This is a genomic window from Telluria sp. LT1R51-2 (genome assembly GCF_059685775.1).
This window is the reverse complement of sequence record NZ_JCASIM010000001.1, coordinates 1,668,544-1,683,593: the sequence shown is the minus strand read 5'-3', so window position 1 is coordinate 1,683,593 and position 15,050 is coordinate 1,668,544. Positions and strand designations below refer to the sequence as shown.

The window sequence follows — 15,050 nt, the reverse complement described above, 5'->3', positions numbered from 1 at the left end:
ATGAAATTCCTGTTCGACTTTTTCCCGGTCCTGCTGTTCTTCGGCGTCTATAAATACGGCGACAGCAACCAGGCCTGGGCGCATCGCATGGCCGTCGAGTACCTCGGCCCCTTGATTGCGGGCGGCGGCGTGCCGCCGTCACAGTCGGCGATTCTGCTGGCCACGGCCGTGGCCATCATCGCCACCGTCTGCCAGGTCGGTTACCTGCTGGCGCGCGGGCGCAAGGTCGACAATGCGATGTGGCTGACCCTGGGCGTGATCGTGGTCGCTGGCGGCGCCACGATCTATTTCCACGATGACCTGTTCATCAAGTGGAAGCCAACGATCCTGTACTGGGCGTTCGCGCTGGGCCTGTTCATCGCGCAGGTGTTTTATCGCAAGAACCTGATCCGCTCGGTGATGGAGCCGAACATGAAGCTGCCCGAGCCACTGTGGAACCGCATCGGCTACATCTGGATGGTGTTCTTCGTCGCGATGGGATTGCTGAACCTCTTGATGGCGTTCGTGGTCTTCCATAACGATACCGGCGCCTGGGTCAGCTTCAAGCTGTTCGGCTTTACCGCCATATTCTTTGCCTTCATCATGATCCAGACGATGATGCTCTACAAATACATCAAGGAAGAAGACGCATGACCAACCTGAACGAACAAAGCGCTGATAAAAGCGACCGCGAACCACGCATGCGCGCCCAGCTCGAAGCCGGGCTGACCCCTACGCTGCTCGAGATCAGCGACGACTCGCACCTGCACGCGGGCCATGCCGGCGCAGCGTCCGGCGGCAGCCATTATTCGGTGAAAATCGTGTCCTCGCGCTTCGAGGGTCTCAAGCTGGTCATGCGTCATCGTCTTGTGTATGATGCCGTTCACGATATGATCAACAAGGCGGAAATCCACGCACTGGCTATCAACGCCATCGCGCCTTCCGAGCTGTCCTGAAAGCGGGTTTTCAGGCAGTTTTAAGAAATTTGCCCGACAATCGAACAGATAAGTACATCACCTGAACTTCTCTCGTCCAGTTAAAACCCGTCACAGGAATACACATGACCTTTAAGCCTGCTCGCCTGCTGTTAGCCCTCGTTGCCATCGCATCGGCCCCGGCCTTTGCCCAGAACATCGCAGTGGTCAACGGCAAGGCGATTCCTTCGGCACGCGCCGACGCCGTCGTCAAGCAGGTCGTTGCCCAGAACCAGGGCCAGGACACGCCACAGCTGCGCGAAGCCGTCAAGAACGACCTGATCGCCCGCGAAGTGCTGATGCAAGAAGCCGTCAAGCAAGGCTGGGACAAAAAGCCTGAAGTGCGCGAAGCCATGGACAGCGCCCGTCAGTCGATCGTCGTCAATGCACTGGCGCGCGACTACATCGCCAAGAACCCGGTGACCGATGCCGAGATCAAGGCCGCCTATGACAAGGTAAAGGCAGAAACGGGCGACAAGGAATACCACGTCCGCCACATCCTCATGACCACCGAAGCCGATGCCAAGGCTGCCATTGCCAAGATCAAGGGCGGCGCCAAGTTCGAAGACGTCGCCAAGACGTCCAAGGACACCGGCACTGCCAACACCGGCGGCGATCTGGACTGGGTCACCCCGAACACGATGCCGCCAGAATTCTCGGCCGGCTTCACCAAGCTCGCCAAGGGTGCGATCACCGACGTGCCGGTCAAGACCAACGCCGGTTACCATGTAATCAAGCTGGACGACACCCGCGCCACCAAGCTGCCACCGATGGACCAGGTCAAGCCACAGATCTCCGAGACGCTCGCGCAAGAGAAGCTGCGCGACTTCCAGGAGCAAATGGTCAAGAAGGCAAAGGTGCAGTAAGATGTATTGTCGCCGGCGCGCACACAGCGCACCGGCATTCGTCGCCTGCGGCGATACTTTTCGAGTTTATATAGGATCTCAACGATGATTTTGAAGCCAGCCAGCCTGTTGTTCGCCATGATTGCAGTCGTTGCCGTGCCTGCCCTCGCGCAGAACGCCGCTACCGTCAATGGCAAGGCAATCCCGCAAGCTCGGGTCGACCAGCTGGTCAAGCAGGTCGTGGCCCAGGGCCGCGCTGCGGACTCCCCTGACCTGCGCGAAGCGATCAAGAAAGACCTGATCAGCCGTGAAGTATTGATCCAGGAAGCCGACAAGCAGAACATCGGCGCCCGCGCCGACGTGAAGTCGGCCATCGACAACGCCCGTCAAAGCATCATCATCAACGCGATGCTGGCGGACTACGTCAAGAAGAACCCGGTCAAGGATGCCGACGTCAAAGCCGAGTACGACAAGCAGAAAGCGCTGATCGGCGACAAGGAATACCACGCGCGTCACATTCTGGTCGACTCCGAAGCCGACGCCAAGGGCATCATCGCCAAGCTGAAAGCCGGCGGCAAGTTCGACGAACTGGCCAAGCAGTCGAAAGACGGCAGCGCACAGAACGGCGGCGACCTGGGCTGGGCCAGCGCGGCCACCTACGTGCCTGAGTTCTCGAAAGCCATGGTCGCCCTGCAAAAAGGCGCCATCACCGAAACGCCTGTGAAATCGCAGTTCGGTTACCACGTCATCAAGCTGGAAGATGTGCGTGCAGCCAAGGTGCCGGCGCTGGAAGAAGTCAAGCAGCAAGTCACCGAAGGCCTGCAGCAGCGTCAGCTGGCAGCCTACCGCGAGACCTTGGTCAAGAAAGCCAAAGTGCAGTAATTCGCTGCCTGGCTTGACCGCAAAGAGCGCATCCAAGGGTGCGCTCTTTTCATTTGGAGGCTGGTGCTTATGCGTACCGTATTTCGCGAGGCGGCGTGCGGCGATATTCCGCATATGACCCGCATTCGCCTGGCGGTAACTGAAAACGTCCTGCGCGACCCGACACGGATCACGCCGCAGATGTATGCCGATTTTCTGGAGAAAGACGGACGCGGCTGGGTGGCGCTGGTCGATGGCGACATCGTCGCGTTCAGCTATGCCAACCGGATCGACGGGTCAATCTGGGCGCTGTTCGTCGATCCGCGTTTCGAGGGTCAAGGGCTGGGCAAGGCGTTACTGGCACGGGCGACCGGTTGGCTGTTCTCGCTCGGGTTCACGAGGGTAACACTCAGCACAGGGACGCACACCAGGGCCGCGCAATTCTATACGCGCCTGGGATGGCGGCTTGCATCATCGAGCGCCAGCGACAGCGTCTTCGCCCTCGACGTCCCGTAGGGTGGCGGCTATGCCACCCACGCGTTCAAATCGATCCGAATTCATGGCACGCCAAACTTCAAAAGCCGGGGTCAGGTCTGACATTCGGACACGATCTCGACAGTTAGGCGATCGATCAGCAGGCAATCTGGCGCCGGACCATGCCGCTGCTGGACAAGACACCGTTGGAAGCGACTAAAGCTGAGACCGTGTCCGAATGTCAGACCTGACCCCAGCTATGTGACCCCAGCTATGCAGTTGTGGTAAGGCACACGTGGACGGGGAAGCCGTCCACCCTACGCCTGAGGTCGTGTCCAAATGTCAGACCTGACCCCGGCTGTGACCCCGGCTGTACTACAGCACGAAAAAAACGCCTCCGAGGAGGCGTTTTTTGCATCGTCAGCCGATCAGCCAACCCACTTGCGCGCGTTGCGGAACATTCGCATCCATGGCGATTCGTCGCCCCAGGATTCTGGCGCCCACGAATGCACCGAGGCGCGGAAGACGCGCTCGGCGTGCGGCATCAGGACCGTGAAGCGGCCATCGGCCGTCGTTACCGACGTCAGACCACCCGGCGAGCCGTTCGGGTTGAACGGGTACGTTTCGGTGGCCTGGCCACGGTTGTCGACAAAGCGCATCGCCTTGATCGAGGCGTCGTAGTCGCCGGTCAGCGAGAAGTCGGCAAAGCCTTCGCCGTGCGCGATGGCGATTGGCGCGTGGGTGCCGGCCATGCCCTGGAAGAAGATCGATGGCGAGTCCAGTACTTCCACCATGCCGAAGCGCGCTTCGAACTGCTCCGACTTGTTGCGCGTGAACTTCGGCCATGCCTGCGCACCCGGGATGATCGACTTCAGGTTGCTCATCATCTGGCAGCCGTTGCAGACGCCCAGGCCGAAGGTATCCTGGCGCGCGAAGAAGCGGGCGAACTGGTCCGACAGCTGCGGGTTGAACAGGATGGTCTTGGCCCAGCCTTCGCCGGCGCCCAGCACGTCGCCGTACGAGAAGCCGCCCACGGCGATCACGCCATGGAAGTCGTCAAGCTTGGCGCGGCCGGCAATCAGGTCGCTCATGTGCACGTCGATGGCCGCGAAGCCCGCCTGGTGCATGACCCAGGCCGTCTCGATGTGCGAGTTGACGCCCTGCTCACGCAGGATCGCCACGCGCGGACGCTTGCCGGTCGCGATGAATGGTGCAGCGACATCCTCGTCCAGGTTGAAGCTGATCTTCGGCGTCATGCCGATATCGTGCTCGTCCAGCAGGCGGTCGTATTCTGCGTCCGCGCACTCAGGATTGTCGCGCAGGCGCGCGATGCGCCAGCTGGTCTCGCTCCACAGGCGGTGCAGGCTGCTGCGCTTTTCGTTGTAAATGACTTTCGCGTCACGCGTGAATTCGATGGCACCGCGGTCATTGAGCTTGCCGATGATATGGCTGCAGGCGCCCAGATTCGCTTCGCGCAGCACATTCATGACGGCCGTCTTGTCGTCCACACGCACCTGGAATACGGCGCCCAGTTCTTCACTGAACAGCGCGCGCAGCGTCATTTCGTTGCGGCGCTCGGCCACCTGGCCGGTCCAGTTCTTGGCATCGCCCCAGTCGGCGCCGTGCCCGCTCTCCATCGTCAGGATGTCGAGGTTGACCGACACGCCGGTGCGCCCGGCAAAGGCCATCTCCGCCAGCGTCGCGAACAGGCCGCCGTCCGAGCGGTCGTGGTAGGCCAGCAGCTTGCCGTCCTTGTTCAGCGCCTGGATCGCGCCGAACAGCGCTTTCAGGTCGTCCGGCGAATCGACGTCCGGCACCGAGTCACCCAGTTGCTGCGTGACTTGCGCCAGGATCGACGCGCCCAGGCGGTTCTTGCCGCGGCCCAGGTCGACCAGGATCAGCGCCGTCTCGCCCGCGTCCGTACGCAGCTGGGGCGTGAGCGAGCGACGGATATCGGCGACCGGTGCGAACGCCGAGATGATCAGCGACACCGGCGAGATCACGGCTTTCGATTCGCCAGCGTCGCTCCACGTCGTGCGCATCGACAGCGAATCCTTGCCGACCGGGATCGACACACCCAGCGCCGGGCACAGTTCCATGCCGACCGCTTTCACGGTGTCGAACAGTGCGGCGTCCTGGCCCGGCTGGCCACAGGCCGCCATCCAGTTGGCCGACAGCTTGATATCCGAGATATCGTCGATCGCGGCGGCCGCGATATTCATGATGGATTCGGCCACGGCCATGCGGCCCGATGCGGCAGCGTCGATGACGGCCAGCGGCGTACGCTCGCCCATCGCCATCGCTTCGCCGAGGAAGCCGTCGTAGGCCATTGCCGTGACGGCGCAATCGGCCACCGGCACCTGCCACGGGCCGACCATCTGGTCGCGCACCGTCATGCCGCCAACCGTGCGGTCGCCGATCGTGATCAGGAAAGACTTGTCGCCCACGGTGGGGTTCTGCAGCACGCGGCGCGCCGCTTCCACTAGCTCGATTCCGGTCAGGTCCACCGGCGGGAACGTGTTCTGCACGTGCTGCACGTCGCGCGTCATCTTCGGCGGCTTGCCGAGCAGGACGTCCATCGGCATGTCGACTGGCGACGCATTCGGCCCGCCCGCTTGTTCTTCGTCGAGCAGGCGCAGCTGACGCTCTTCGGTCGCGGTGCCGACGACGGCAAACGGGCAGCGCTCGCGCTCGCACAGCGCGGCGAACTTCGCCAGGCTCTCGGGCGCGATCGCCAGCACGTAGCGCTCCTGCGATTCATTCGACCAGATTTCTTTTGGCGCCAGGCCGCTTTCTTCGAGCGGCACCTTGCGCAGATTGAAGATCGCGCCGCGCTTGGCATCATTGACGATTTCCGGGAAGGCGTTCGACAAGCCGCCAGCGCCCACGTCATGGATCGAGATGATCGGATTGTGCGCGCCCAGCTGCCAGCAGCCATTGATCACTTCTTGTGCGCGGCGTTCCATCTCCGGATTGCCGCGCTGGACCGAGTCGAAGTCCAGATCGGCCGTATTGGTGCCGGTGGCCATCGACGACGCGGCGCTGCCGCCCATGCCGATGCGCATGCCAGGGCCGCCCAGCTGGATCAGCAGGCTGCCGACCGGGATCTCGTCCTTGTGCGTGTGCGCGTCCGAGATGCTGCCGATGCCCCCGGCGATCATGATCGGCTTATGGTAGCCGTAGACCGCGCCGGCTGCGCCGACGTTCTGTTCGTAGGTACGGAAGTAGCCGCCCAGGACCGGCCGGCCGAATTCATTACTGAATGCGGCGCCGCCGATCGGGCCTTCGATCATGATCTGCAGTGGCGAGGCAATGCGTTCCGGCTTGCCGTACAGCGCGTCCGAGCGCATCTGGCTCGTCACGTCCGACGCGTTTTCCCACGGCCGCACGGCATCCGGGATCACCAGGTTCGACACCGTGAAGCCGGCCAGGCCCGCCTTCGGCTTCGCGCCGCGGCCCGTTGCGCCTTCGTCGCGGATTTCGCCGCCGGCGCCGGTGGAGGCGCCCGGGAATGGCGAGATCGCGGTCGGGTGATTGTGCGTTTCGACCTTCATCAGGGTGTGCACGAGCTCCGTCGACGGGCCGTACTCTTCACCGTCGCGCGGGAAGAACCGGGTCACGGTGGCGCCTTCGATGATCGAGGAGTTGTCGCTGTAGGCGACGACCGTGCCGCGCGGGTTCAGCTGGTGCGTGTTCTTGATCATGCCGAACAGCGAGATGCTCTGCTTCTCGCCGTCGATGACCCAGTCGGCATTGAAGATCTTGTGGCGGCAGTGCTCCGAGTTCGCCTGGGCGAACATCATCAGCTCGACGTCGGTCGGGTTGCGCTGCGCCTTCGTGAAGGCGTCGTTCAGGTAGTCCACCTCGTCGTCCGACATCGCCAGACCGAGTTCGGTGTTGGCGCGCACCAGTGCGGCGCGGCCAAGACCCAGCACATCGATGCTCTCGAGCTGCTTGCCCTCGAGTTCATTGAACAGGTGCTGCGCGTCGTCGGCGTTGCGCAGGACGGTATCGGTCATGCGGTCGTGCAGCAGGCCGATGACCGCCTGCAGCTCGTCGGCCGCCAGTTTTTTGGGCGCGCCGAAACTGCTGCCAAGGATGCCAGTCTTGAGCACCACGGTGTAGCCGATGCCGCGCTCGATGCGGTGCACATGGCCCATGCCGCAGTTGCGCGCGATGTCGGTTGCTTTCGAGGCCCACGGTGAAATGGTGCCAAGGCGCGGGATGACGAAGAATGCTTCGGTCACGCCGTCGTACAGGGTCTCCGGCGCAGGTTCGCCATAGGTGAGCATGGCCGACAGGCGCGACGTATCGTCGATGGACAGTGGCGCGCTGGTGTCGATGAAATGGTAGAAACGGCCCTGGACGGCGGCGATCGACGGGGCGACAGCTTGCAGTTGGCTCAGGAGGCGTTGGCTACGGAAGGCGGACAGGGCATTGGAACCCGGCAGAATCAACATGGCTTGGACAGTCGGTTGATGCAGCGTCGCTGCTAGGGTGGAAGATAGGCCGGTATTATACAGCCTCACCCCTCTGGCCGGGCCGCCATCGACGACCGGCTGGCACCTCGCGCACGCAGCGTACCGGTTTCCTTGATCGTTTCGGCACTTGCCGGTATCTTAACGTTGAACAATCTTGCGATGTGCGCCGTCCGGCGTACGCGGCCAGAGCAGACGAGAGCGACGATGCAAGAAAACGCGAACCTGGCGGTGCTGGTGGTCGATCCCAATCCGGGCATGCGCACCAGCCTGCAAAACATGCTGGGCCTGGCCGGCATCACGAAGATCGAACACGCGGTCAATGCCGGCACGGCGATCCGCCAGCTGCAGCAGCGTGCGTTCGACATCATCCTGTGCGAGTACGACCTGGCCAGTGGCACCGGCGAAGGCCAGGACGGCCAGCAACTGCTGGAAGACCTGCGCCAGCATCGCCTGATTACGCCGTCGACCATCTTCATCATGCTCACGTCCGAGGCCGAGCGCGACAAGGTCGTCAGCGCCGCCGAACTGGCGCCCACCGACTACCTCCTGAAACCGTTCACGGTGGAGTTGATCAGCACGCGCATCAAGCGCGCGCTCGATCGGCGCAGCGCCCTGCTCCCGGCCTGGCAACTGGCGGCGCAAGGCAGGCTGCGCGGGGCGATCCTTGCGTGCGCCAACGGCGCCCGGGCGCAGCCGCGCTTCGCGGCCGACCTCGCACGCGTGCGCGCCGAGTTGCACACGACGCTGGGCGAACATTCAGAGGCCGCCGCCGTCTACCGCGACGTGCTGGCCGAACGCCCGGTCGGCTGGGCGGCCCTGGGCCTGGCGCGCACGCTGCTCGCGCTGGGTCAACCGGACGACGCGCGCGCGATCCTCGAAGAACTGCTGGCAACCAACCCGCGCCTGATGGCCGGCTACGACCTGCTCGCGCGCTGCCTCGAGGCGGACGGCGAGCCGGCGCTGGCCCAGCGCGTGCTGGCCGATGCGGTCGCCATCTCGCCGCACGTCGTGGGGCGCCTGCGCAAACTGGGCGAGCTCGCACTGACCACGGGCGACATGGCCGTGGCCGAGACGTCGTTCCGCCAAGTCGTGGGCAAAGCGCGCTACTCGGCGTTTCGCGATCCCGAAGACCACGTCAGCCTGGTCAAGACGCTGGTGGCGCGCGGCGACCTGCTGCAGGCCACGGGCGTGATCCGCGATCTCGAACGCTCGCTGCGCGCCACGCCGGGCTACGATGCCTGCCACGCCTATGCCAACGCGCTCCTGTACGACAAGACCGGCAACGGCGGCGCGGCGGTGGCCGGACTGCAGACTGCCGTGTCGGCGGTGCGCGCCAACGACGCGCTGTCCCCTAGCCTCAAACTGGAACTGGCGCGCGCATGCCTGGCGCACCGGCTCGACGAACAGGCGGCCAGCGTGATGCTGACGGTCGTAAACGACGCAGACAGCGGCGTCTCGCCCGAGCAGGCGATGACGGTGTTCGTCGACGCCGGGCGCGCCGACCTGCTCGAGAACATGGGCCAGCAGCTCAAGGCGCAGGCGCAGATCCTGCTGGGCGTAGCCGACGAAAAACGCAATATGGGCGACGTGCGCGGCGCAGTCCAGACGCTGCGCGAAGCGCTGCACCTGGCGCCGCGCAACCTGCAGGTAATGGTGGCCACCGCCGGGGGCATCCTTCGCCAGATCAACGAACTGGGGTGGGACCATCCGCTGGGCCAGACCGCCGCCGGTCTGCTGGACGGCATCCGGGCGCAGGACGCGCAGCATCCGCGGCTGGCCACGCTCACCGAGGAATACCAGGCGGCGCGGCGCAAGTACGGGATTGCGGCCGCTTGAACAAATCACGACCAACAGAGCGACCAACAGCGCGACCAATCGCCATGGCACTGCTCTCCCCCGTTCTGACGCTGCTGTCGGCGCTGACCTTCTGGCTCGCCATCCCGATCTTCATCTTCCCGCCACTGGCCGCCTATGCCGGTTATCGGGCCTACCGCACGCGCCGGCTACAGCATCCGCGCATGGGCCGCATGCAGAAATTCGCGTGGCTGCTGCCCATGCTGCTGGCCATTGTGGCCTTGCCTCTCGAGCTGTACGTGCTCAATACCGGCTACCGCATCTAGGGCCGTCAACTTGACGCACTGCACAAGTTACGGTCTACTGTCGCTGTCATTCTTACTACAGCGGCCCGATCGCCTTTCATTTTGCTCGACCTAATCAACGCCCTTCCCCGTAATCTTTTCCTGCCTCCCACCAGCCTGTACCTGATCATCGCGCTGGGTCTGGTGCTGTGGCGTTTCCGTCCAAAGGCCGGGCGCATCGTTGCCGGTACCGGTCTGGCCTTGCTGACACTCATGTCGAGCAATGCCGGATCGAGCTTTCTGGTCCGGCCGCTGGAAGAGCTGACCAAGCCGCTTGCGCGGCCCGAGAACGCCGGCGCCGAGGCCATCGTCGTGCTGGCGGCAGGCCGGTTACGCAGTGCCGGTGAATACGACAACCGCGACATTCCCGACCACACGGCCCTTGCGCGGCTACGCTATGGGGCGCACCTGCAGCGGCGCACCGGCCTGCCGATTCTGGTCACCGGCGGCAATGGCGGCAGCGGTGTCGATCCGGCCACCATCGACATGGGGTACACCAAGGCCGACGCGATGGCCAGGGCGCTGCGCGAAGATTTCGGTGTGCCGGTCAAATGGATCGAACGGCGCTCGCGCGATACGGGCGAGAATGCGATCTACAGCAATCTGCTGCTGCGTAAAGCCGGCGTGAAACGGATCCTGCTCGTGACCGATGCGATGCACATGCACCGCGCGCGCAATGTGTTCGAGCGTGAAGGCCTGGAGGTGGTCGAGGCGCCGACCATGTTCGTCTACAACCCCAACTATGGTTTCGATGCCTGGCTGCCAAGCGCAGAAGGCATGCGGCGCTCGTGGTATGCAACCTATGAGTTGCTGGGCCTTGCGTGGTACCGGATCCGCGATCGTGAAGCGCCGGGGGCGAAACAGGACCCGGTGGCGACAACACCTCGCCGCGCAGCGCTGCCCCCGGCATTGACGCCGGTATTGGCGCCTGCTTTGAAACCGGCACCGGCAGCGGCACCTTCGCCAGCACCAGCGTCAGCACCAGCGCCAGCAAAGGCCCCGGCAACCGCGCCGGCGCCAGCGCCAGCGCCGGTCGCGAATTAACGCACGTCGAGCAGCTCGACCTCGAACACCAGCGTGGCGTTCGGGGGAATCGGGCCTGCGCCGCCGGCGCCATAACCCATGTCGGCTGGCACGATCAGCGTGCGCTTGCCGCCCACTTTCATGCCCTGCACGCCGACATCCCAACCCTTGATGACCTGGCCGGCGCCAACCTGGAAGCTGAACGGCTCACGGCCGATCGACGAATCGAACTCCTTGCCACGCTGCTGCGGCGCTGCCGGCTCGTACAGCCAGCCGGTGTAGTTAACGACGGCGGTCGCGCCGGACGTGGCTTCCTTGCCGGTGCCGACCACGGTGTCGATCTGTTGCGAAGCGACGGCTGGGGCGGTAGTGGTCGCGCTGCTGGTTTCGGCAGCCGGCGTGGCCGGGGCTTCGGCGCGCTTGCAGGCGGTTACCGTCAGCAGCATTGCCGCCACCAGGGCGGAGCAGGTCAGTACGCGTTTCATGGTATCTCTCGTAGTAGTGTTAAAAATCGATGCTGGTGCAGCATACAGGGCGCGCGGGCGGGCCACAATATGCTGCCCTGTGCTATGGATTGCCGTAACCGCCGCCGCCCGGCGTCTCGATGACGAACACGTCGCCCGCGGCCATGTCGATCTTGCCGATATGCCCCACCTGCTCGATACGTCCGTCGGCGCGCTCGACACTGTTACGGCCACGCCCGGCTTCTCCGCCACCGGCCATGCCGAACGGCGCGTGAATCCGGTTGTTCGACAGGATCGCCGCCGTCATCGGCACTAAAAAGCGCACGCGGCGCACGCCGCCGTTGCCGCCATGCCAGCGCCCCGCCCCGCCCGAATTCGGTCGAATTTCATAACGCTCAAGCCGCACGGGAAAGCGGAACTCCAGGATCTCGGGATCGGTCAGGCGCGAGTTGGTCATATTGGTCTGGACCACGTCGGTGCCATCGAAGCCCTCGCCCGCGCCGGAGCCACCCGAGATGGTCTCGTAATACTGGTAGCGGTCATTGCCGAACGTGAAGTTGTTCATCGTGCCCTGCGCCGCCGCCATCACGCCCAGCGCGCCATACAGCGCATTGGTGATGCAGGTCGAGGTCTCGACATTGCCCGACACGACCGACGCCGGATAATGCGGATTGAGCATCGAGCCGGGCGGAATGATCACCTCCAGTGGTTTCAGACACCCGGCGTTCAGCGGAATCTCATCGTCGACCAGCGTGCGGAACACGTACAGCACGGCCGCCATGCACACGGCCGACGGCGCATTGAAGTTGTTTGGCAGCTGGCCCGAGGTGCCGGTGAAGTCGATCTGGGCACTGCGCGCCGCAGCGTCCACGCGGATCGCAACGTCGATGTGCGCGCCGTTATCGAGCTGGTAGTGGAAGCTGCCATCCTTGAGCGCCGAGATCACGCGTCGCACCGCCTCTTCGGCGTTGTCCTGCACATGGCCCATGTAGGCGCGCACCACGTCCAGACCGAAGTGCGCGACCATCTTGTGCAGCTCTTCGACGCCTTTCTGGTTCGCGGCCACCTGCGCGCGCAGGTCGGCCAGGTTCTGGTCGGGATTGCGCGCCGGGTAGCGCGCGCCCAGCAGCAAGGAGCGCAGTGCTTCTTCGCGCAGCACGCCATCCTGCCCGTCGATCAACTTGAAGTTGTTGATCAGGACGCCCTCCTGCTCGATGTGGCTCGAGTCGGGCGGCATCGAGCCGGGCGTGGTGCCGCCGATGTCGGCGTGGTGGCCGCGCGAGCCGACGTAGAACAGGATCTCGGCGCCGGCTTCGTCGAACACGGGCGAGATCACCGTCACGTCGGGCAGGTGCGTGCCGCCGTTGTATGGGTCGTTCAGGATGTACACGTCGCCCGCGTGCATGCGGCCTGCGTTCTCGCGCATCACGGTCTTGATGCTCTCGCCCATCGAGCCCAGGTGCACCGGCATGTGCGGCGCGTTGGCCACCAGATTGCCGTCCTGGTCGAAGATCGCGCAGCTGAAGTCCAGCCGTTCCTTGATGTTGACCGAGTGGGCCGTGTTCTGCAGGCGCAGGCCCATCTGCTCGGCAATCGACATGAACAGGTTGTTGAAGATTTCGAGCATCACCGGATCGGCCGTGGTGCCGATCGCGCGGCGTTCGGGCAGCGCTTGAACGCGCTGCAGCACCAGGTGGCCGTACGGCGTCACGCGCGCTTCCCAGCCCGGCTCGACGACCGTGGTCGCGTTCTCTTCGGCGATGATCGCCGGGCCGCACACCGCGTGCCCCGGCTGCAGCGCACCGCGCGCGTAGACACCGGTATCATGCCAGCGGCCCGCGCTGTACATGCGCACGCTGTCCTGCGGGGCCGCTTCGGCGCCAGGCGTGGTCGTTGCCACCACGTGCTCCGGCGGCGCATCGGACTGGCCGATGGCCTCGACCGACACCGCTTCGACGATCAGCGCGCGCGCCGGCATCAGGAACGAGTAGCGGCGTTTGTAGGCTTGTTCGAACTGCGCCGTCATCGCCGTCATGTCGCCCGCGAGCACGACGAGCGCCGAGTCGGTGCCTTCGTAGCGCAAGTGCACGCGTTCGACGAGCGTGATGCGCTCGGGCGCCACGCCTTGCGCCAGCAACTGCGCGCGCGCCGCCTCGCCCAGCACGCCGAGGCGTTCGGCCAGCACCGGCAGTACCGCATCGACCAGCCGCTCTTCGACGGCCTGCTCGCGCATCGCGCTCTGGTCGGCCAGCCCCATGCCGTAGGCCGACAGCACGCCGGCCAGCGAATGGATGAACACCGTCTGCATGCCAAGGGCGTCGGCCACGAGGCATGCATGCTGGCCACCGGCGCCACCGAAACTGGTGAGCACGTAGTCGGTGACGTCGTGGCCTCGCTGCACCGAGATCTGCTTGATCGCATTGGCCATATTGCCCACCGCGATCGCGATGAAGCCTTCGGCCACGGCTTCCGGCGCAGGCCGTTCACCCGTCGCCACGCCGATCTCGTCCGCCAGCGCATCGAAACGGCGGCGCACGGCGCCCACGTCCAGCGCTTCATCGCCACGCGCGCCGAACAGGCGCGGGAAATAATCGGCCTGCACCTTGCCGAGCATGACGTTACAGTCAGTGACGGCGAGCGGGCCGCCGCGCCGGTAGCTGGCCGGGCCGGGATTGGCGCCGGCGCTGTCGGGCCCCACGCGGTAGCGGCTGCCATCGAAGTGCAGGATCGAACCGCCGCCAGCGGCCACGGTGTGGATGCTCATCATCGGCGCGCGCATGCGCACGCCGGCGACCTGGGTTTCGAACACGCGTTCAAACTCGCCCGCGAAGTGCGAGACGTCGGTGGACGTGCCGCCCATGTCGAAGCCGATCACGCGCTCGAAGCCGGCCTGCCGGCTCGCGCGCACCATGCCGACAATACCGCCGGCAGGGCCGGACAGGATGCTGTCCTTGCCCTGAAACGCGCGTGCATCGGTCAGGCCGCCGTTGGACTGCATGAACTGCAGGTTCACGCCGGGCAGTTCGTCGGCCACCTGGTCGACGTAGCGGCGCAGGATCGGCGACAGATAGGCGTCGACGACCGTCGTGTCGCCGCGCGCGACGAGCTTCATCATCGGGCTCACCTCATGCGAGACCGACACCTGCGTGAAGCCGATCGCACGCGCGATGCGGGCCACGGCCGCTTCGTGCGCCGTGTAGCGGTAACCGTGCATGAAGACGATGGCCAGCGAGCGCAGGCCGGCGTCGAACGCTCCCTGCAGGCTGGCCTGGGTGGCCGCTTCATCGAGCGCCTGCACGATGTCGCCATGCGCGCCGATGCGTTCATCGACCTCGATCACCTGCGCATACAGCAGTTCGGGCAGCACGATATGGCGGTCGAACAGGCGTGGCCGGTTCTGGTAGGCGATGCGCAGCGCGTCGCGGTAGCCGCGCGTGATGGCCAGCACGGTCGGCTCGCCCTTGCGCTCGAGCAGCGCATTGGTGGCCACGGTCGTGCCCATCTTGACGGCCTCGATGCCGGCTGCCGGCAGCGGCGCGCTTGGGGTGACGCCCAGCAGGTAACGGATGCCCGCAACCGCCGCATCGCGGTACTGCTCGGGGTGCTCGGACAGGAGCTTGTGCGTGACGAGTTGCCCATCCGGGCGGCGCCCCACGATATCGGTGAATGTGCCGCCACGGTCGATCCAGAACTGCCAATCCATACTCACTCCCTGTGCTGACCAGATGATGGCAGCCATTGTAGTGCGGACAGCGCGCCAACGTTGGCGCGAATGCACGACAATGGTGGCATTCTCATTCACGCAAACGAC

General features: G+C 64.8%; 11 protein-coding genes. 8 read left to right on the top strand and 3 right to left on the bottom strand.

Going from position 1 to position 15,050, the window contains the following annotated elements; genetic code table 11:
* The 5 genes from AC56LH_RS07505 (at position 1) to AC56LH_RS07485 (ending at position 3,175) form a co-directional block, all read left to right on the top strand.
* Positions 1–633, top strand: coding sequence for a septation protein A (locus AC56LH_RS07505; RefSeq protein ID WP_499645308.1), 633 nt, complete (start codon positions 1–3; stop codon positions 631–633).
* Entirely contained in the window at positions 630–935 is a 306-nt protein-coding gene (locus AC56LH_RS07500) for a BolA family protein (protein ID WP_499645306.1), read from the top strand. Before AC56LH_RS07505 ends, AC56LH_RS07500 begins: the two co-directional genes overlap by 4 nt.
* A gap of 104 nt (positions 936–1,039) precedes the next feature.
* The gene (locus AC56LH_RS07495) at positions 1,040–1,819 is read left to right on the top strand and encodes a peptidylprolyl isomerase (RefSeq protein WP_499645304.1); all 780 of its coding nucleotides are present in this window, start codon (positions 1,040–1,042) and stop codon (positions 1,817–1,819) included.
* An 84-nt stretch (positions 1,820–1,903) separates the two neighbouring features.
* A complete protein-coding gene (locus tag AC56LH_RS07490; RefSeq protein WP_183552185.1) occupies positions 1,904–2,680 on the top strand; it encodes a peptidylprolyl isomerase in 777 nt (258 codons plus the stop codon).
* A 69-nt stretch (positions 2,681–2,749) separates the two neighbouring features.
* Positions 2,750–3,175, top strand: a complete 426-nt coding sequence (locus AC56LH_RS07485; protein WP_499645302.1) for a GNAT family N-acetyltransferase — start codon at positions 2,750–2,752, stop codon at positions 3,173–3,175.
* Positions 3,176–3,561: 386 nt separating this feature from the next.
* Here the strand turns inward: AC56LH_RS07485 and purL are convergent, their stop codons facing one another.
* Positions 3,562–7,593 carry a phosphoribosylformylglycinamidine synthase gene (gene purL / locus AC56LH_RS07480; RefSeq protein WP_499645300.1) on the bottom strand — a complete coding sequence of 1,344 codons (4,032 nt, stop codon included), beginning with the start codon at positions 7,591–7,593 and terminating at the stop codon, positions 3,562–3,564.
* 225 nt (positions 7,594–7,818) lie between these two features.
* On the opposite strand from purL, the gene AC56LH_RS07475 reads away from it, so the two are divergent.
* The 3 genes from AC56LH_RS07475 to AC56LH_RS07465 all read left to right on the top strand — a co-directional run bounded on the left by AC56LH_RS07475 (position 7,819) and on the right by AC56LH_RS07465 (position 10,796).
* The gene (locus tag AC56LH_RS07475; RefSeq protein WP_499645298.1) at positions 7,819–9,450 is read left to right on the top strand and encodes a response regulator; all 1,632 of its coding nucleotides are present in this window, start codon (positions 7,819–7,821) and stop codon (positions 9,448–9,450) included.
* 44 nt (positions 9,451–9,494) lie between these two features.
* A complete protein-coding gene (locus AC56LH_RS07470) occupies positions 9,495–9,734 on the top strand; it encodes a hypothetical protein (RefSeq protein ID WP_499645297.1) in 240 nt (79 codons plus the stop codon).
* An 81-nt stretch (positions 9,735–9,815) separates the two neighbouring features.
* Positions 9,816–10,796, top strand: a complete 981-nt coding sequence (locus AC56LH_RS07465; RefSeq protein ID WP_499645295.1) for a YdcF family protein — start codon at positions 9,816–9,818, stop codon at positions 10,794–10,796.
* On the opposite strand, the gene AC56LH_RS07460 is transcribed toward AC56LH_RS07465, so the two are convergent.
* The gene (locus tag AC56LH_RS07460; protein ID WP_499645293.1) at positions 10,793–11,260 is read right to left on the bottom strand and encodes an FKBP-type peptidyl-prolyl cis-trans isomerase; all 468 of its coding nucleotides are present in this window, start codon (positions 11,258–11,260) and stop codon (positions 10,793–10,795) included. The two genes, AC56LH_RS07465 and AC56LH_RS07460, sit on opposite strands and share 4 nt — an antisense overlap.
* 82 nt (positions 11,261–11,342) lie before the next feature.
* Complete coding sequence (locus AC56LH_RS07455) at positions 11,343–14,942, bottom strand: hydantoinase B/oxoprolinase family protein (RefSeq protein ID WP_499645291.1); 3,600 nt, start codon at positions 14,940–14,942, stop codon at positions 11,343–11,345.
* Positions 14,943–15,050 lie beyond the last annotated feature (108 nt).